Source organism: Streptomyces sp. NPDC046925, from assembly GCF_040644915.1.
In the GTDB taxonomy this organism is placed as follows: Bacteria; Actinomycetota; Actinomycetes; order Streptomycetales; family Streptomycetaceae; genus Streptomyces.
On record NZ_JBEYWZ010000001.1, the window covers coordinates 629,895 to 647,004 of the forward strand.

Below are 17,110 nucleotides of genomic sequence, written 5' to 3' on the forward strand. Positions count from 1 at the left end.
GACGCGGCGGGGGAACCGAAGTTACGCTGCGCGGACGGTTGTTGACTGGAGGTACGAATGCGTCGTGCTGTCGTACGGAATCTGACGCTATTGGCGGTCGGAGGGGTATTGGTATCGGTCGGAGCGGCCGTGCCCCCTTCGTCTTCGCACCAGGCCGGAGCAGCCTCGTCCACTCCGGAGAAAACGCCCTTGGCCGTCGGCTACGGCGGCGCGGTCTCCAGCGTCGACGCGGACGCGTCCGCCGCCGGGATCGAGGTCCTGAAGAAGGGCGGCAACGCGGTGGACGCGGCGGTCGCCACGGCGGCGGCCCTCGGCGTGACCGAGCCCTACTCCGCGGGCGTCGGGGGCGGCGGGTACTTCGTCCACTACGACGCGAAGTCCCGCAAGGTGAGCACGCTCGACGGCCGTGAGACGGCCCCCCGCACCGCCGACTCCGGCCTCTTCCTGGAGAACGGCAAGCCGATCCCCTTCGCGGACGCCGTCACCAGCGGCCTGGGCGTGGGCACCCCCGGCACCCCCGCGACCTGGCAGTCCGCGCTCGACGCCTGGGGCAGCAAGCGGCTCGGCACCCTCCTGAAGCCCGCCGAGCGGCTCGCGCGCGACGGCTTCACGGTGGACGGGACCTTCCGCTCGCAGACCGAATCGAACCAGAAGCGGTTCGCCGACTTCCCGGACACGGCGAAGCTGTTCCTGCCGGGCGGCGAGCTGCCCGTGGTCGGCTCGACGTTCAAGAATCCCGACCTCGCGCGCACGTACGAGGAGCTGGGGCGCAAGGGCGTCGGCGCGATGTACGGGGGCGGCATCGGCAAGGACGTCGTACGGACCGTGAACAAGCCGCCCGTGGACCCGGCGTCCGGGCGGAAGGTCCGCAGCGGCGATCTGTCGGCGAAGGACCTGAAGGCGTACGGGGTGAAGCGGCAGGCGCCGACGAAGACCTCCTACCGCGGGCTCGACGTCTACTCGATGGCTCCTTCCTCCTCCGGCGGCACGTCCGTCGGCGAGGCGCTCAACATCCTCGAGCGGACCGACCTGTCGAAGGCATCGAAGAAGAAGTACCTGCACCGGTACATCGAGGCCAGCCGCGTCGCGTTCGCCGACCGCGGGCGGTGGGTGGGCGACCCCGCCTTCGAGGACGTACCGACGAAGGAACTCCTCTCGCAGAAGTTCGCCGACTCGCGGGAGTGCCTGATCCGCGACGACGCGGTCCTCAAGAGCCCGCTCGCGCCGGGCGACCCGCGGAACCCGGCAGCCTGCAAGTCCGGCGACAAGGCCGCCCCGACCACGTACGAAGGGGAGAACACGACGCACCTCACGGCCGCCGACAAGTGGGGCAACGTCGTCGCCTACACCCTCACCATCGAGTCGACGGGCGGCAGCGGCATCACCGTGCCCGGCCGCGGCTTCCTGCTCAACAACGAACTGACCGACTTCTCCTTCGCGCCCGCCGACCCGGCCGTCCACGACCCGAACCTGCCGGGTCCGGGCAAGCGGCCCCGGTCCTCGATCTCGCCGACGATCGTCCTGGAGAAGGGGAAGCCGCTGGTCGCCCTCGGCTCACCGGGCGGCGCGACGATCATCACGACGGTCCTGCAGACCCTGACCGGCTTCGTCGACCGGGGTCTTCCGCTCGTCGACGCGATCGCCGCGCCGCGCGCGAGCCAGCGCAACGCCGCGCAGACCGAGCTGGAGCCGGGGCTCTGGGACAGCTCGCTGCGGGCCGACCTGGAGGCGATCGGGCACTCCTTCAAGCAGAACCCCGAGATCGGGGCGGCCACCGGAGTGCAGCGGCTGCCGGGCGGCAAGTGGCTCGCCGCGGCGGAGAAGGTGCGTCGCGGGGGCGGCTCGGCGATGGTGGTGCGGCCGCAGTAGGAGAGACCGCCGGGCGGCCGGTCGAATGTCAGTCGGACGCCGGGCGGGCCCTGCGGCCCGCCCGGTCCGGCGCGCTCAGCGAGGCGCGCAGTTCTGCTCCAGTTCGTTGGCCGCCCAGCGGATCGGCCCCTCGGGGTCGTCGTGCAGATGACGCAGTGCGGGCAACGCCTCCCGTACGGCGGCCAGTTGGGCGTCGCCCCGGCCGCCGCGGGCCTGGTGGACGTCCGCCAGGTCCGCGATCAGGAGGAGGAGTGTGCTGCGGGCGCGGTTGTCCGGGTCCGTCATCAGCTGGACCAGGAACGGGATCGCGGGAACGGCCGCGGTCGATGCCGCCTCCTTGGAGACGAGGAGGCGGTAGAGGTCGTGGACCGCGTCCATGGCCGTCTTCTTGTCGTCCGACGCGACCTTGCCGATCAGCCCGGGAACCTGGTGGCCGGGGCCGCGCGCGGTCCACAGGGCGCCCCAGTCGACGCTCTCCAGGCGCAACTGGAGATCCCGGTGCGGCCACAGCCTGGCCAGGTCGAGCCGGAGTGTGGCGGTGGAGTTCGCGTCGGTGACGCGCAGGGTGGCCTCCGTGTCGCCCGTGCCCGTCGCGTCGAGGGCGAGGAACTTGATGCCGGTGCCCAGGCGCAGGTTGGTCACCGCGTCGGACATCAGGTCCCAGACGCGCACCAGGCCGTCCGCCCAGGCCGCGGCGAGCGCGGGCCCGGTCGGCAGGACCGCGGCGGCCAGCGAGATGACCGGGGTGCTCCTGCGGGCGAACGGCACACGCATCGGCTTGCGGCGCGTCGACCAGTAGCGGATCACGCCGTGCGCGTCGCCGCTCAGGACCAGGCGGATGCCGGTCGCGAGCTCCATGCAGGTCACGGAGGTCACCGGGGCGCGGTGCAGGGAGAGGCTGATGGTCTCCGGGTCCTCGTCGTCCGTCTCGCGGACGTGCACGGTGCCTTCCATGTCCCCCGCCACGAGCAGCGTCGGGCCGTGAAGCGAGGCCACCGCCCTGAGCGCGCCCGGCGTTTCGACGAGCGCGGCCGCCGCTCCGGCGACGGAGGGCGGCTGCGGGTACTCACGGGCGAGGACCGTCCACCGGCCACGCGGGTCGCTCTGCCCCGCGGCGAGGGAGACGGGCCCGAGGTCCTCAAGGGGCTCGGGCACCTCGGACGGCGGGCGGATGTCCTTGTCCGTCCATTCGAGGCCCAGCGTCGTGGCGACGTCGAGCAGCGCCTCGCGGGTACGGCCGTTGATCACGATCTTGAAGTCGGCTCCGGGTCCGCGGCCGTGACGTATGACCGCGTCCGGAGCGCCGTACGAGAGCGCGTCGGTGCCCATCTCCTGCCAGGGCAGCAGACCCAGTTCGCGGTACGAGGACTCCAGGCGCTGCACGATCCGGGGGTCGGCGTCGACGGTCTCGCGGGCGAAGCGCAGCGTCCAGCCGTAGTGGGCGGGCATCCGCTCGAAGGCGAGTTGCATCAGGAACTCGGAGAGCGAACGGCTCTGCACCACCCACTCGCCGCCGACGCTCACGAGGACCCGGGGGTCGGGCAGCTCGGCCTCGGCGGCGAGATAGCCCCACTCGTGGGCGTAGTGGTACTCGGACATGAACACGCACACGCGGTCGTCGTCATCGTCGTCGACGAGCCCGCCGGCGGGGTCCGCGTCGAGGTCGGAGATGGTGGGCGGCCACTGTGTGTGGACCCAGTACAGACGCGGGTCGAAGGCGAAGGAATTGAGCGGGGAGTCCCACCATTCGTTGAGCGCCAGGGGGACCGGCAGGTCCCAGTCGATGCCGTGCTCCTTGTTCTCGCCGCCCCAGCGGGAGTGGCCGGGCTCGCCGCCCGGATCCACGTAGCCCCACTCCCGCTGCACCTCGTCGAGCAACGACCAGCGGGGGCGACCCTGTTGATGCCGGAGCCGGTCCGCGAACTGTCCGTAATCGATGATCTCGTGTGTCACCGGTGCATCGTACGGATGATCATCTTGTCGGATGTCTCCGCGGCGTCACAGTGCGTCGATGGACATGCCCCTCCCGGGTCGGAGTGCGCCAATAAATATACCGGTATGAGAATGGGATTCCGGGCGCGATTGGACTACAGTGGCCCCATGGTGCGGACCCCTCTGACCCCGGAAGAGCGCGAACGCGGCGAGCAGCTCGGTCGGCTGCTGCGTGCCGCGCGCGGCGAGCGGAGCATGGTGGAGGTGGCCGCGAGCGCCGGGCTCTCCGCCGAGACGCTCCGCAAGATCGAGACGGGACGGGCACCGACGCCCGCGTTCTTCACCGTGTCGGCGCTGGCCATGACGCTGGGGCTCTCGCTGGACGAGGTGGCCCGTGCGTGCGTCCTGATGCCCGCCCCTGCGTGAGGACTGTCTGCGCCAGGGCTGCCCGTGTGAGGGCTGCCCGCGTCAGGGCGTCGGAGCCCACTTCGCGGCGTTCTCGGCGGCGAAGTCCGCGAAGCTGCGGGCCGCCCGGCCGGTGATGCGCTCCACGGCAGGGTCCACGCGGTCCTCTGACCCGTGCGCGATGCTGTCGTCCATGGCCGCGAGCGCGCCCGCGAACGCCTCCGGAATCCCGGCGGCGACGAGTCGCTCGCGCAATTGCGCCACGGGAACGGAGCGGTGGCTGACCGTGCGCCCGGAGGTCTTCGAGATCACCTCCGCGATGTCCGTGTAGCTCAGCGCCTCCGGCCCCGTGACGAGATGCGCCGCGTTGTGCGGCCGCTCGTCCGTCAGGGCCCGTACGGCGACGGCCGCGATGTCGTCCGCGTCGACGAACGCCACGCGCCCCTGCCCGGTGGCCGTCACCACCTCGTTCGCGGTGCGGATGCTGTCGCCTTGGAGATGGCCCGGCGTGACGAAGTTCTGCATGAACCAGGAGGGGCGCAACACCGCCCACTCCGGGGTCAGTTCGCGCACCGCCTGATGGACCTCGCCGGCCCCGGGGTCGCCCTCGCCGATCGCGGACGAACTGAGCAGCACGAAGCGGCGCACGCCCGCGTCCAGGGCGCGTTCCAGGAACGGCACCATCAGCCGGGAGGGCTCGGCGTCCCCGACGGGCGGCACCAGATAGACACCGTCGATGCCGGTGAGGGCGGGGCCGTGGGTGGCCGGATCGGCCCAGTCGAAGCGGACCTGGCGGGTGCCCGGCGCCGGGGTGCGGCTCGCGAGGCGTACGGTCGCGCCCCGCTCGGAGGTGTCCTGCTCGAAGGTGTCCCGCTCGGAGGTGTTCCGCTCGGACGTGTCCGGGCCGGTCAGGGCGGCCGCCACGCGGCTGCCCGTGGTGCCGGTGCCGCCGGTGATCAGGAAACGCATGGTCATCGGTCCTCTCCGGGGCGGGCGGCGCCGACGGGGATCTGGCCGTCGAAGGCGTCGGCGGCCAGCGCGCCGTTCCAGTAGTCGCGAAAGCGCGTGATCCGCCCCTCCCGGACGGTGACGACCTGGATGTACGGCATGTCGTAGGGGCGCCCGGTGGCGACCGCCCGGCCGGTGCCGCGCAACTCCGCGACGATGGTCGCGGGGTCCTCGGTGCGGTGCACGGTCAGATCCTCGAAGCTCCGCAGGTCGATGTGGTCGGGATAGTCGGCCATGTAGGCGCGCACGGCCTCGCGGCCGACGAGCCGGTGCGGGGCTCCGGGGAGCGCGAAGGGGAACTCGAAAACGCCGTCCGGGGCCCAGAGGTCGACCCAGCCGTCGATGTCCTTGGCGAGGAGGAGGTCGAGGGAGCGGGCGAACACGTCGGCCGCCGAAGGTTCTGTGCGGTGTGTCGTCATGACTGCGACGCTAACCTGACCCAGGGTCCGTTTACAAGTACCGGACCCCGGGTCGACTTATGCTGGGGTCTGCTCCGCACGCCCCGCCCACCGAGGAGGAACCATCGCCGCCCGCAAGGAGAGAGCCGACTCCGTCCGCAACAGGGCCGCGCTGCTGGCCGCCGCAGCCCGGCTCTTCAGGGACGCGGCCGACCCCGACAGCGTCAAGATGGCCGACATCGCGCAGGCCGCCGGAGCCGGCAAAGGCACGGTCTTCCGGCACTTCACCGACCGCATCGGCCTGGTCAGGGCGCTGGTCGTCGAGGAGACGCAGCAATTGCGCGAACAAGTCGTGGACGGGCCGCCGCCCTTGGGTCCCGGCGCGCCGGCGGCCGAGCGGCTGCCCGTGCTCCTGGGCGCACTCCTCGACCTCAAACTGAACCAGCTCGCGCTCATGCTCGCCCTGGAGCGGACCGGCGCCGGGAGTCCCTACCTCAACCCGTCCTATGACCTGTGGCACTCCGAAGTCGCCGAAATGCTGGTCGACGTCCATGGGCGCGAGGGCGCCGACTACCTCGCGCACGCCCTGCTCGCCGCCGTCCGCAGCGACCTGGTCGGGCATCTGACCAGCCAGGGCGCGAGCCCCGAGCAGTTGCACGCGGGGCTGCGGCGGCTGTGCGCGTCCGTCCTCGCGCGCGGCGCGAACGATGTGGCGTGAGGTGCCGGGGAGCGGCCGGAAGACTGCGTGTAGTCGTCCCGTAACGCAAGTGGTGTTATCTTCCGGACCGGAATAATCCAGGCTCCGTGGGGCGGTGCTTGCTCGGATGGCTGTAGGACAACTCCCTGACCAGGTACGGGAGTTCGCGAAGTATCTGAGAATTCTCCTGGCGCAGCTCGATACGGGCGCCGGGTGGTGCGGTGTGTTCTGGTCCCGTGACCCGGAGGGGATGCAGGCCTGTCTGGACGGCGCCGAAGTTCCTCCCTGGGACGTGGTGGAGGCGCTGCTGCACGATCTGGCCGCGGGGTACGGGTCGCAGGCCGCCGAGCGCGAGACGGGCCTCGCGCGGGAGCTGCACGGTGCCTCCCTCGCCGCGTACGACGCGCGGCCCGGCGGCCGTGAACTGCTGGGCGAGCGGCTCGACATGATGCTCACCGAGCAGCGGTTCGCCGTGGAGCGGCAGGCGGAGCTCGGGCGTTCGCTGGAGGCCGCGGCCACATCGGACGAGATGGAGCGGGTCAACCGCGATCTGGCCTGGGTCCGCGACGACCATGAGCGGGCGACCGCGCGGTGTGCGGAACTCCGCGAGCGCATCGAGCGGTTGGACCGGGCGGATCTCCCGCAGTGGGTCGACTTCGGGGCGCCGTTTTCGGACGATTTCGCGGGGGAGGAGACGGACGACTTCGACGGGCGCGCGGACGGCGGCGCCGACGGGAAGGTGCCGGTGGGCCCCGGCGGAAGGCTGGTGGGAGAAGCGGGGGCCGAGTCCCTTGACGGCTTCGACGGTTTCTATGGCTTCGGCGATCTCGGTGACCTCGGCGGGCTCGACGACCTCGCACGGCTCGATGGGCTCGACGGGCGGACGCCCGCGACCGCCTTCGGAGTCGCCGCCGAGGGCGGGCCCGACGGCCGTTCGCCGGAACCGGCATCCAGGACACGGGAGTTCGGCGACCCCCGGGCCGATCCGAACACGTCGCCGCCCGAATCCCGGACGCTCTCCGTCGACACCGGCGCGCGCGCCCACGCCCACCCCGAAGCCGACTCCGACCCCGGAGCCGACTCCGACCCCGGAGCCGACTCGGCCGACTTCGACTCCTTCGACCCGGCCGACCTCGCATCCGCACCCGGCAGGGAACCCGGCGCCCCGGCGCCCCGCGTCCCCAAGCAGAGCCGCAAGCGCGACACCCCCCGCCGCCCGCGCCTCCTGCGAGGCGCCCGTTTCGCGGGATTCACCGGTTCCGACGAGGGCGCGAGCGGCCACGAGACCGACGCCTCGGCTCAGCCGGACGCCGCCCCGCAGCCGCCCGCGGACACGGACGCCGCCCGTCAGGACCGCGAGGCCGACCGGGCCACCGCCGACGCCGTGGCCGCCCTGATCAAGCTCCGCGGCGAAGGCCGCAGCGGCGAGGCGCACGGCGTGCTCGTGGAGGCGGTGGGCTGGCCCGCGGCGCGACTGCCCGCGCTCGCCGCCGAGCTGCACCGCGCGGGGTTGGGAACCGACTGGTCGACGCTGCTCTGGGAGGCCGCGTCGCTGCCGCCCGAACCGCTCGTCGCCCTGGCCGACGCCCTGGCCGGAGCGGGCCGCGCCGAGGACTGCCGCAAGCTGCTGCGGCAGGGCGTATCGCGGCCCGCCCCGGAGATCGCGGAGGCGGTGCTCGCGCTGATCGACGCGGGGCGCGAGCGCGAGGCCCGCGCCCTGCTCGACGCCTATCTCCGCGTCCGTACCGCCGAGGACGCGGCCGGCTGCGCGCACGCCGATCCGTACCGCCTCATCCCGCTGCTTCTCCAGACCGCTCAGGGAGTGTCGGACGAGTGCCACTGGGATCTCGTGCACGCGCTGCGTGTTGCCGGATTCAGCGCCTGACCCTGCCTGATGCTGTGCCTGACCCTGCCGGATGCTGTGCCCGACCCTGCGTGGCACAGCCGCTTCGGTTGTGCTTTCGCGTCCGCTTCTCGCCCGCTTGGGTGCGAAACATGATCGACTGCGCCGGTTAACGGCGATGGTCTTGCCCAGCCCGGCGACGAGGCTTACGTTTTTGGCTCTACGCATCAAGTCTACGGGCGTAGAAGCTCTCTGACGTCCCGTCGAAGGAGCAGCTCATGGCCAACGTCGTACGCGCCGCACTGGTCCAGGCAACCTGGACAGGCGACACCGAATCCATGATTGCCAAGCACGAGGAGCACGCCCGCGAGGCGGCCCGCCAGGGTGCGAAGATCATCGGCTTCCAGGAAGTGTTCAACGCCCCCTACTTCTGCCAGGTGCAGGAGCCCGAGCACTACCGCTGGGCCGAATCCGTGCCGGACGGACCCACGGTCACGCGGATGCAGGAACTGGCGCGCGAGACCGGCATGGTCGTCGTCGTCCCGGTCTTCGAGGTCGAGCAGTCCGGGTTCTACTTCAACACCGCCGCCGTGATCGACTCCGACGGCTCGTACCTCGGCAAGTACCGCAAGCACCACATCCCGCAGGTCAAGGGCTTCTGGGAGAAGTACTACTTCAAGCCGGGCAACGCGGGCTGGCCCGTCTTCGACACCGCGGTCGGCAAGGTCGGCGTCTACATCTGCTACGACCGCCACTTCCCCGAGGGCTGGCGCCAGCTCGGCCTGAACGGCGCCCAGATCGTCTACAACCCATCCGCCACGTCCCGCGGCCTCTCCGCCTACCTCTGGCAGCTCGAACAGCCCGCGGCGGCCGTCGCCAACGAATACTTCATCGCCGCGATCAACCGCGTCGGCGTCGAGGAGTACGGCGACAACGACTTCTACGGAACGTCGTACTTCGTCGACCCGCGCGGCCAGTTCGTCGGCGACCCCGCGAGCGACAAGGCCGAGGAACTCGTCGTCCGGGATCTGGACTTGGGCCTGATCGAGGAAGTACGCCAGCAGTGGGCGTTCTACCGGGACCGCCGCCCCGACGCGTACGAAGGACTGGTGCAGCCGTGACCGACCTCCACAGCCGCCACAAGGCCGTCCTGCCCGAGTGGCTCGCGCTCTACTACGCCGACCCGCTGGAGATCACCCACGGCGAGGGCCGCCATGTCTGGGACGCGGACGGCAAGCAGTACCTCGACTTCTTCGGCGGCATCCTCACCACCATGACCGCCCACGCCCTGCCCGAGGTCACCAAGGCGGTCAGCGAGCAGGCCGGGCGGATCATCCACTCGTCCACGCTCTACCTCAACCGCCCGATGATCGACCTCGCCGAGCGGGTCGCCGGCCTCTCCGGCATCCCCGACGCCCGCGTCTTCTTCACCACGTCGGGCACGGAGGCCAACGACACGGCCCTGCTCCTGGCCACCGCGCACCGCCGCTCGAACCAGATCCTGGCGATGCGCAACAGCTACCACGGCCGCTCCTTCACGGCCGTCGGCATCACCGGCAACAACGCCTGGTCGCCCACCAGCCTCTCGCCGCTCCAGACGCTGTACGTCCACGGCGGTGTCCGCAGCCGGGGACCCTACGCCGCGCTGAGCGACGCCGAGTTCATCGACGCCTGCGTCGCCGACCTCAGGGACATGCTCGGGCAGACGCGCGGGGGAGTGGCGGCGCTGATCGCCGAGCCCGTCCAGGGAGTCGGCGGTTTCACCTCGCCGCCCGACGGGCTCTACGCCGCCTTCCGCGAGGTCCTGCGGGAGCACGGCGTGCTGTGGATCTCGGACGAGGTGCAGACCGGCTGGGGGCGCACCGGCGACCACTTCTGGGGCTGGCAGGCGCATGCCGCGGGCGGCCCGCCGGACATCCTCACCTTCGCCAAGGGCATCGGCAACGGCATGTCGATCGGCGGCGTCGTCGCGAGCGCCGAGGTCATGAACTGCCTGGACTCCAACTCCATCTCGACCTTCGGCGGCTCACCGGTCACCATGGCGGCGGGCCTCGCCAACCTCACGTATCTCCTGGAACACGACCTCCAGGGCAACGCACGGCGCGTCGGCGGGCTGCTCATCGAGCGGATGCGCGCCATCTGCGCCCAGTTGCCCGTCGTCCGGGAAGTGCGCGGCCGGGGCCTGATGATCGGCATCGAGCTGATCGACCCCGGGACGGGCGAGGCCAGCCCACGAGCGGCCGCCGCCGTGCTCGAAGCGGCCCGCGAGGACGGACTCCTGATCGGCAAGGGCGGCGGCCACGACACGAGTGTCCTGCGCATCGCCCCGCCCCTCTCGCTGACCGTCGCGGAGGCGGAAGAGGGCGCCGCGATCCTCGAACGTGCCCTGCAGAGCGTCTAGTCCAAAGGGAGCGCCCCATCATGAGCACCCGTACCTTGATCCGCGGCGGACTCGTCATCACCGCCGCCGAAGAGACCCACGCCGACGTGCTGATCGAGGACGGCCGGATCGCCGCGCTCGCCGCTCACGGCTCGGACGCCGCCGGGGCGTGGACCGCGGACCGCGTCATCGACGCCACCCACAAGTACGTGATCCCGGGCGGAGTCGACGCGCACACGCACATGGACTTCCCGTTCGGCGGCACGTTCTCTTCCGACGACTTCGAGACGGGCACCCGGGCCGCGGCCTGGGGCGGCACCACCACCATCGTGGACTTCGCGGTGCAGACGAAGGGGAAGGCGCTGCGTGCGGGCCTCGACGCCTGGTACGCGAAGGCGGACGGCAAGTGCGCGATCGACTACGGCTTCCACATGATCCTTTCGGACGTCAACGAGAAGACGCTGAAGGAGATGGACCTCCTCATCGAGGAAGGCGTCAGCTCCTTCAAGCTGTTCACCGCGTATCCGGGTGTCTTCTTCAGCGACGACGGGCAGATCCTGCGGGCGATGCAGCGGGCCGCCGTCAACGGCGGGCTGATCATGACGCACGCGGAGAACGGCCTCGCCATCGACGTACTGGTGGAGCAGGCGCTCGCCCGGGGCGAGACCGACCCGCGCTACCACGGAGAGGTCCGCAAGTCGCTCCTGGAGGCGGAGGCGACACACCGGGTGATCAAGCTCGCCCAGGTGGCGGGCGCGCCGGTGTACGTGGTGCACGTGTCGGCGCAGGAGGCCGTGGCGGAGCTGGCCAGGGCCCGCGACGAGGGCCTGCCGGTGTTCGGGGAGACCTGTCCGCAGTATCTGTTCCTGTCCACGGACAACCTCGCCGAGCCGGACTTCGAAGGCTCCAAGTACGTCTGCTCGACACCGCTGCGGCCGCGCGAGCACCAGGCGGCGCTGTGGCGCGGGCTGCGCACGAACGACCTTCAGGTGGTCTCCACGGACCACTGCCCGTTCTGTTTCGTGGGGCAGAAGGAGCTGGGCCGCGGCGACTTCTCGAAGATCCCGAACGGTCTGCCGGGCGTCGAGAACCGCATGGACCTCCTCCACCAGGCCGTGGTGGACGGGCACATCAGCCGCCGCCGCTGGATCGAGATCGCCTGCGCGAGCCCGGCCCGGATGTTCGGCCTGTACGGCAAGAAGGGCACGATCGCGCCGGGCGCGGACGCCGACGTCGTCATCTACGACCCGGCGGCCGAGCAGGTCATGTCCGCCGAGACGCACCACATGAACGTCGACTACTCCGCGTACGAGGGAAAGCACGTCATGGGCCAGGTGGAGACGGTCCTCTCGCGCGGTGAAGTGGTCGTCGAGCAGCGGAAGTTCACCGGCCGCGCGGGCCACGGAGCGTACGTCCCCCGCGGCACCACCCAGTACCTCGGCTAGGAGGCGCGACCATGGACTTCGGACTCGTCCTGCAGACCGATCCGCCGGCCGCGCAGGTCATCAGCCTGATGAAGCGCGCCGAGCGGAACGGCTTCCGCTACGGCTGGACCTTCGACTCGGCGGTCCTGTGGCAGGAACCCTTCGTCATCTACAGCCAGATCCTGGCGAACACCGAACGGCTGATCGTCGGCCCGATGGTCACCAACCCGGGCACCCGCACCTGGGAGGTGACGGCGTCGACGTTCGCCACGCTCAACGACATGTACGGCAACCGCACCGTGTGCGGCATCGGCCGCGGTGACAGCGCGATGCGGGTGGCGGGCCGCACGCCGAACACCCTCGCCCGGATCAGCGAGGCCATGAAGGTCATCCGGTCGCTGGCCTCGGGCGGGGAAGCGGACCTGGGCGGCACCACCATCCGCTTCCCCTGGATCAAGCCGGACGCGCAACTCCCGGTGTGGATGGCCGCGTACGGGCCCAAGGCGCTGAAGATGGCGGGCGAGGAGGCCGACGGGTTTATCCTCCAGCTGGCCGACCCGTATCTCACGGAGTCGATGGTGAAGGCGGTCCGGGAGGCGGCCGTGGCGGCGGGCCGCGACCCGGCGTCGGTGACGATCTGCGTGGCCGCCCCCGCCTACCTCACGCGGGACGACTCGCCCGCCGCGCTCGCCCACGCCCGTGAGCAGTGCCGCTGGTTCGGCGGAATGGTCGGCAACCACGTGGCCGACCTGGTCACGAAGTACGGCGCACACTCCGACCTGGTCCCCGAGGCCCTCACCGACTACATCAAGGCCCGTGAGGGCTACGACTACTCCCACCACGGCCGCGCCGACAACCCCGACACGGCTTTCGTCCCCGACGACATCGTGGACCGCTTCTGCGTGATCGGCACGGCGGACCAACATGTGGCGAAACTGAGGGAGTTGGAGGCGCTGGGCGTGGACCAGTTCGCGCTGTACGCGATGCACGACGCCCGCCAGGACGTCATCGACGGGTACGGCACGAAGGTCATCCCTGCCCTGTCGTGAGCGGTGTCGTCGTGAGCGGTGCCGCCCCGCGGTCCGGCGTCAGGGGAGCCGGACCGCGATGGCGTCGAACTCCAGGGTGACCTTCGGGCTCACGAGGATCGAGGTCGCCGCGTTCTGGTTCACGCCCCAGTCGTTGCGGTTGACCGTGACGCTGCCCCGGAACTGGACCCGGAAGTCGCCCATCGAGTCCGTCTCGGCGGCGGTCAGCTCGACCGCCAGGGTGACCGGTTTGGTCACGCCGCGGATGGTCAGGTCACCGGTGACCTTGTAAGTGGTGTCACCGGCCGGCTGCACCCCGGTCGACGTGAAGGTGATGGCGGGGTGCTTCTCCGTGTCCAGGAACGCGCCGCGCAGATGGTCGTCGCGCTGCCGGTGCCCCGTCTGGAGGCTCGCCGCCCGGATCGTGAGGTGCGCGCCGGACTTCGACGGGTGGGCGCCGTTCAGCTGCACGTCGCCGTCGAATTCCTCGAACTGCCCGCGCACTCGGGTGGACAGGGTGTGCCGGGCGACGAATCCGATCCGGGTGTGCGCGGGATGAAGGGTGTAGGTGCCGGTCAGTTCACCGGGGCTGATCGTGGTGGACATGGTGGTCGCTCCTGGAGTCGCTTCCGCTGGGGTCGTCTCGTACGGGTCGTCTCGTGCGGGTCGCCTCAGCCGAACTGGCCGACCTGGTAGTCGCCCGCGGGGCGCTGGGTGAGGACGTTCAGCCTGTTGAAGGCGTTGATGAGGGCGATGCTCGACACCAGGGCGGCGAGCTCGTCCTCGTCGTAGTGCTTGGCGGCGTTCGCCCATGCCTCGTCCGTCACGCCCCCGGCCGCGTCCGCGATACGCGTGCCCTGCTCCGCGAGCTCCAGGGCGGCGCGCTCGGCGTCGGTGAACACCGTGGCCTCGCGCCAGGCGGCGACCAGGTTGAGGCGCACCGAGGCCTCGCCGGAGTGCGCCGCGTGCTTGGTGTGCATGTCGATGCAGAAGGCACAGCCGTTGATCTGGCTGGCGCGGAGCATGACCAGTTCACGCGTCGTGGCCGACAGGGACGAGTCCGCGATGGGCTTGCCCGCGGCCGCGATGTGCTTGACGATCTTGGCTGAGACCGGATTGGCGAGGAAGTCGAAACGGGTGTCCATGGTGATCTCCTTGGTGGCGGCGCTCGGATCGTGTTCGTTCCTGCAGTGCCGACGAGGCAGCCCCGCCGAATGTGAGGCGCCGCGCGTGACGCGGGCCGGCCTCACATTCCGCGGGGCTGTCTCGTCGTACGGGTGACGGCGGATGCGGCCAAGGGAGCGGTGACACCATGGGGACCCAGTTCGAGCCCGGAGACGGTCGGTCCGATCCGAGCCGCCGGCCCGATCCGAGCCTGAGCGTGATCATGAGCGAGCGGCGTCAGCTGATCAATCTCGCCTACCGGCTCCTGGGGTCCCTGGCCGACGCCGAGGACGTCGTGCAGGAGGCCTACGTCCGCTGGTACGCCATGACCCCGCGGCAGCAGGAGGCCATCGAGTCCCCCGGCGGCTGGCTGACCAAGGTCGCCGGCCGTATCTGCCTCGACCAGCTCCGCTCGGCACGGGTCCGGCGCGAGAGCTACGTAGGCGAATGGATCCCGGAGCCGCTGCCCGACCACGCGGAGTGGGCCGACGGGCGGCCGGGCGGTGCGACCGCCGATCCGGCCGACCGGGTCACTCTCGACGAGTCGGTGAACATGGCGTTCCTCGTCGTGCTCGAAGCCATGACCCCGGCCGAGCGCGTGGCGTTCATCCTGCACGACGTCTTCCGCTACTCCTTCGCCGAAGTGGCCGAGATCGTCGGCCGGAGTCCGGCCGCGTGCCGCCAGTTGGCCTCATCGGCGCGCCGCCGCATCCGCGCGTCGCACGCCCCCGCGACGCCCGCGGTCCGGCGCGCCGGCATCGTCGGGGACTTCAAGCGCGCGTGGGAGACCAAGGACATCGACGCGCTCATCGGCCTCCTCGACCCCGATGCCACGGCGCTCGCCGACGGCGGGGGAGTGGTCAACGCCGCGCCTGTGCCCATCGAGGGGGGCGAGCAGATCGCCCGCTATCTGATCGCCGTGGCCGGTCATGTGCCCGAGCAGACGATCCTGGAGCGCACGGTCAACGGCCAGCCCGGTCTGGTGGTCCAGCACGGCGGCGTCACCACGTCGGTGCTCGCCTTCGACATCGCCGACGACCGGATCACGCGCTGCTGGGCCGTACGGAACCCCGAGAAGCTCCGGCCCTGGATCGAGGGGTGCTGACCCCGACGCGGGGCGACCGGCTTCCCCAACGGTTCTGTCCGCTTATGTGTCTTGAGCAGCACTTTGCGGTCTTTGTCGTACGGTAAACTAACTGTATGAGCCAAGGTGCTCTGTTGAGCGACTAGTTGCTCAATATTCAAGCGGGCGACGATGATCGCCGACGGTCGGAGGGCGGGGGCAGAAGATGGGTCGCAGCATGCGCGCCGCCCGGCTCCCCGCGGCCGGTGCCTTCCAAAGCCGCGCCGACGTGCGCGGCCCCGGGGTCGTACGCATCGACAACTCCGGCCGCGACAGCGTGCCTGATACCGACGGCATCGCAGCGAGCAACCCGCGCCACTGAACCCACCCGGAGTCTTCAACTCCCAGTGAAGTGCGCCCAGTTGCCGTCACGCCCGCCCGCATGTCCTACGGGTCGAGTGCCGCGTGCCCGCGTCGCACACTGCCGTGTCTGCCCGGCCATCGACCCCACGAGGGAGAGCAGATGACCACCCAGGAGATTCCCGAGCAGCTCCTCGACGGCTACGCCGACATCCTCACCGGTGCCGCCGCGACCGGCCGCCGCCTGACCCGCGAAGAGCTGACGTCGCGCCGGACGCTCGGCGCGCAGGCCGCCAACGCCGGGTACGCGTGGCGTGTCCTCATACGCGAACACCTCAACGCCACCCGGATGCACCGCCCGGCGACCAGCGATCCCGACCATCTGCTCGCGACCGCCGAGCAGGCCATCGACGCCTTCGCCGAAGGCTACGAACGCGCACAACGCCAGGTCGTACGCCAGGAGGAGGCCGCCCGGCGCGAACTGGTCGACGATCTCCTGTACGGCCGGGGGGACTTGGGCCGCCTCGCCGCACGAGCCGAGCGATACGGTCTGCGCCTCTCCCACGCGCACGCGGTGGCCGTGGCCGAAGGGGCGACCGCCTACGACGAGACCGACCCCGTGGCACGGGACGTGGAGAGCGAACTGAACGCACGCTTCGGCGACCGCCACATCCTGCTCACCACCAAGGACGGCCGCCTGGTGTGCATCGCCCCCGCCCACCAGGACGAAGTCCTCGCCTACTTCGCCAAACGGGCGCACGCCGCCACCGACGGCGGCCGGATCGCCGTCGGCCGGCCGCAGGCCGGAGCGGCAGGGATCGCCCACAGCTACGAAGAAGCCGTCAGCACCCTGGAACTCGCGACGCGCATGGGCTTCGACGAGCCCGTGCTGCGCGCCGCCGACCTGCTGGTCTTCCCCGTCCTGGCGCGCGACCGGCAGGCCCTGGTGGATCTGGTGCTCAACACCCTCGGCCCGCTGGAAGAGGCGCGCGGCGGAGCCGTACCCCTGCTCGAGACCCTGTTCGCCTACTTCGACACGGGGTGCGTGGCGGCCCAGGCGGCGCGGCACCTGTCGCTGAGCGTACGAGCCCTGACGTACCGCCTTGAGCGCATCCGCACCCTCACCGGGTCCGACCCGGCCGACCCCCTCGACCGCTACACGCTGCAGACCGCGGTCATCGGCGCACGACTGCTCGGCTGGCCGGCGACGTCACTGTGAGGACGACCTTGCCATGAGCACGACGTCACTGTGAGGGCCGCGGCCGGTGCGGTCGGCGCTCCGGCGGGTCGAAGAGATGGCCCGCCATGCCGGCGACGACAAGGCCGGTGGCGATGAGCAGACCGTGGCCGATCGCGATGCCCGTACCGAGGCAGACCAGCGCGAAGGCGAGCACCGCCCAGGCCCGGCCGCGCCGGTACTCGCGCGGTCGGCGCGGGCGCCCGCCGGCCAGTGCTCTGGCGAACTCGGGGTCCTGTCGCTCCAGCTGGGCCTCGATGTCGCCGAGCCGGTCGTCGTGGTCGAAGCGGGCCATGTCTGCG

General features: G+C 71.0%; 17 protein-coding genes. 11 read left to right on the forward strand and 6 right to left on the reverse strand.

Translation table 11 applies throughout. From position 1 onward, the window contains the following. The first annotated feature begins 57 nt into the window (after positions 1-57). Complete coding sequence (gene ggt, locus ABZ906_RS02630) at positions 58-1,869, forward strand: gamma-glutamyltransferase (protein WP_361376457.1); 1,812 nt, start codon at positions 58-60, stop codon at positions 1,867-1,869. Positions 1,870-1,944: 75 nt separating this feature from the next. Here ggt and ABZ906_RS02635 read toward each other — a convergent pair whose 3' ends face one another. Then, the gene (locus ABZ906_RS02635; RefSeq protein WP_361376460.1) at positions 1,945-3,822 is read right to left on the reverse strand and encodes a hypothetical protein; all 1,878 of its coding nucleotides are present in this window, start codon (positions 3,820-3,822) and stop codon (positions 1,945-1,947) included. A gap of 147 nt (positions 3,823-3,969) precedes the next feature. Here ABZ906_RS02635 and ABZ906_RS02640 point away from each other — a divergent pair, with 147 nt between their 5' ends. Beyond that, positions 3,970-4,227 (forward strand): helix-turn-helix transcriptional regulator, encoded by a 258-nt coding sequence (locus tag ABZ906_RS02640; RefSeq protein ID WP_361193218.1) that lies wholly within the window; start codon positions 3,970-3,972, stop codon positions 4,225-4,227. A 42-nt stretch (positions 4,228-4,269) separates the two neighbouring features. Here the strand turns inward: ABZ906_RS02640 and ABZ906_RS02645 are convergent, their stop codons facing one another. Continuing rightward, the gene (locus ABZ906_RS02645; RefSeq protein WP_361376463.1) at positions 4,270-5,181 is read right to left on the reverse strand and encodes an NmrA family NAD(P)-binding protein; all 912 of its coding nucleotides are present in this window, start codon (positions 5,179-5,181) and stop codon (positions 4,270-4,272) included. Further along, entirely contained in the window at positions 5,178-5,633 is a 456-nt protein-coding gene (locus ABZ906_RS02650; protein WP_361376466.1) for a nuclear transport factor 2 family protein, read from the reverse strand. The genes ABZ906_RS02645 and ABZ906_RS02650 overlap by 4 nt, the downstream gene beginning before the upstream one ends. Positions 5,634-5,787: 154 nt before the next feature. Here ABZ906_RS02650 and ABZ906_RS02655 point away from each other — a divergent pair, with 154 nt between their 5' ends. The 6 genes from ABZ906_RS02655 (at position 5,788) to ABZ906_RS02680 (ending at position 13,005) form a co-directional block, all read left to right on the forward strand. Next, positions 5,788-6,330 carry a TetR/AcrR family transcriptional regulator gene (locus tag ABZ906_RS02655; RefSeq protein WP_361378019.1) on the forward strand — a complete coding sequence of 181 codons (543 nt, stop codon included), beginning with the start codon at positions 5,788-5,790 and terminating at the stop codon, positions 6,328-6,330. Between the two features lie 106 nt (positions 6,331-6,436). Continuing rightward, on the forward strand, positions 6,437-8,194 hold the full coding sequence (locus ABZ906_RS02660) for a hypothetical protein (RefSeq protein ID WP_361376469.1): 1,758 nt from the start codon (positions 6,437-6,439) through the stop codon (positions 8,192-8,194). A 236-nt stretch (positions 8,195-8,430) separates the two neighbouring features. Beyond that, the gene (locus tag ABZ906_RS02665; RefSeq protein WP_361193227.1) at positions 8,431-9,273 is read left to right on the forward strand and encodes a nitrilase-related carbon-nitrogen hydrolase; all 843 of its coding nucleotides are present in this window, start codon (positions 8,431-8,433) and stop codon (positions 9,271-9,273) included. Further along, entirely contained in the window at positions 9,270-10,553 is a 1,284-nt protein-coding gene (locus tag ABZ906_RS02670) for an aspartate aminotransferase family protein (RefSeq protein WP_361376472.1), read from the forward strand. Before ABZ906_RS02665 ends, ABZ906_RS02670 begins: the two co-directional genes overlap by 4 nt. A 20-nt stretch (positions 10,554-10,573) precedes the next feature. After that, positions 10,574-11,977 carry a dihydropyrimidinase gene (gene hydA, locus ABZ906_RS02675; RefSeq protein ID WP_361376475.1) on the forward strand — a complete coding sequence of 468 codons (1,404 nt, stop codon included), beginning with the start codon at positions 10,574-10,576 and terminating at the stop codon, positions 11,975-11,977. 11 nt (positions 11,978-11,988) lie between these two features. Then, positions 11,989-13,005 (forward strand): TIGR03842 family LLM class F420-dependent oxidoreductase, encoded by a 1,017-nt coding sequence (locus tag ABZ906_RS02680; RefSeq protein ID WP_361376478.1) that lies wholly within the window; start codon positions 11,989-11,991, stop codon positions 13,003-13,005. A 39-nt stretch (positions 13,006-13,044) separates the two neighbouring features. Here ABZ906_RS02680 and ABZ906_RS02685 read toward each other — a convergent pair whose 3' ends face one another. Beyond that, positions 13,045-13,590, reverse strand: a complete 546-nt coding sequence (locus ABZ906_RS02685) for a YceI family protein (RefSeq protein WP_361376481.1) — start codon at positions 13,588-13,590, stop codon at positions 13,045-13,047. A 65-nt stretch (positions 13,591-13,655) separates the two neighbouring features. Further along, a complete protein-coding gene (locus tag ABZ906_RS02690) occupies positions 13,656-14,129 on the reverse strand; it encodes a carboxymuconolactone decarboxylase family protein (protein WP_361193239.1) in 474 nt (157 codons plus the stop codon). Between the two features lie 167 nt (positions 14,130-14,296). On the opposite strand from ABZ906_RS02690, the gene sigJ reads away from it, so the two are divergent. The 3 genes from sigJ to ABZ906_RS02705 all read left to right on the forward strand — a co-directional run bounded on the left by sigJ (position 14,297) and on the right by ABZ906_RS02705 (position 16,790). Next, complete coding sequence (sigJ, locus tag ABZ906_RS02695; RefSeq protein WP_361376484.1) at positions 14,297-15,253, forward strand: RNA polymerase sigma factor SigJ; 957 nt, start codon at positions 14,297-14,299, stop codon at positions 15,251-15,253. Between the two features lie 184 nt (positions 15,254-15,437). Beyond that, on the forward strand, positions 15,438-15,593 hold the full coding sequence (locus tag ABZ906_RS02700; RefSeq protein WP_361193245.1) for a hypothetical protein: 156 nt from the start codon (positions 15,438-15,440) through the stop codon (positions 15,591-15,593). A 141-nt stretch (positions 15,594-15,734) separates the two neighbouring features. Beyond that, on the forward strand, positions 15,735-16,790 hold the full coding sequence (locus ABZ906_RS02705) for a helix-turn-helix domain-containing protein (protein WP_361376487.1): 1,056 nt from the start codon (positions 15,735-15,737) through the stop codon (positions 16,788-16,790). Positions 16,791-16,815: 25 nt separating this feature from the next. Here the strand turns inward: ABZ906_RS02705 and ABZ906_RS02710 are convergent, their stop codons facing one another. After that, the gene (locus ABZ906_RS02710; RefSeq protein WP_361193251.1) at positions 16,816-17,103 is read right to left on the reverse strand and encodes a DUF3040 domain-containing protein; all 288 of its coding nucleotides are present in this window, start codon (positions 17,101-17,103) and stop codon (positions 16,816-16,818) included. Positions 17,104-17,110 lie beyond the last annotated feature (7 nt).

Excerpts from the sequence above, each read along its gene's own strand:
- ggt (WP_361376457.1), top strand. The coding sequence starts at position 58 with ATGCGTCGTGCTGTCGTACGGAATCTGACGCTATTGGCGGTCGGAGGG.
- ABZ906_RS02650 (WP_361376466.1), bottom strand. The coding sequence starts at position 5,633 with ATGACGACACACCGCACAGAACCTTCGGCGGCCGACGTGTTCGCCCGC.
- ABZ906_RS02680 (WP_361376478.1), top strand. The coding sequence starts at position 11,989 with ATGGACTTCGGACTCGTCCTGCAGACCGATCCGCCGGCCGCGCAGGTC.
- ABZ906_RS02665 (WP_361193227.1), top strand. The coding sequence starts at position 8,431 with ATGGCCAACGTCGTACGCGCCGCACTGGTCCAGGCAACCTGGACAGGC.
- ABZ906_RS02685 (WP_361376481.1), bottom strand. The coding sequence starts at position 13,590 with ATGTCCACCACGATCAGCCCCGGTGAACTGACCGGCACCTACACCCTT.
- hydA (WP_361376475.1), top strand. The coding sequence starts at position 10,574 with ATGAGCACCCGTACCTTGATCCGCGGCGGACTCGTCATCACCGCCGCC.
- ABZ906_RS02640 (WP_361193218.1), top strand. The coding sequence starts at position 3,970 with ATGGTGCGGACCCCTCTGACCCCGGAAGAGCGCGAACGCGGCGAGCAG.
- ABZ906_RS02705 (WP_361376487.1), top strand. The coding sequence starts at position 15,735 with ATGACCACCCAGGAGATTCCCGAGCAGCTCCTCGACGGCTACGCCGAC.
- ABZ906_RS02645 (WP_361376463.1), bottom strand. The coding sequence starts at position 5,181 with ATGACCATGCGTTTCCTGATCACCGGCGGCACCGGCACCACGGGCAGC.
- ABZ906_RS02660 (WP_361376469.1), top strand. The coding sequence starts at position 6,437 with ATGGCTGTAGGACAACTCCCTGACCAGGTACGGGAGTTCGCGAAGTAT.
- sigJ (WP_361376484.1), top strand. The coding sequence starts at position 14,297 with ATGGGGACCCAGTTCGAGCCCGGAGACGGTCGGTCCGATCCGAGCCGC.
- ABZ906_RS02690 (WP_361193239.1), bottom strand. The coding sequence starts at position 14,129 with ATGGACACCCGTTTCGACTTCCTCGCCAATCCGGTCTCAGCCAAGATC.
- ABZ906_RS02710 (WP_361193251.1), bottom strand. The coding sequence starts at position 17,103 with ATGGCCCGCTTCGACCACGACGACCGGCTCGGCGACATCGAGGCCCAG.
- ABZ906_RS02700 (WP_361193245.1), top strand. The coding sequence starts at position 15,438 with ATGGGTCGCAGCATGCGCGCCGCCCGGCTCCCCGCGGCCGGTGCCTTC.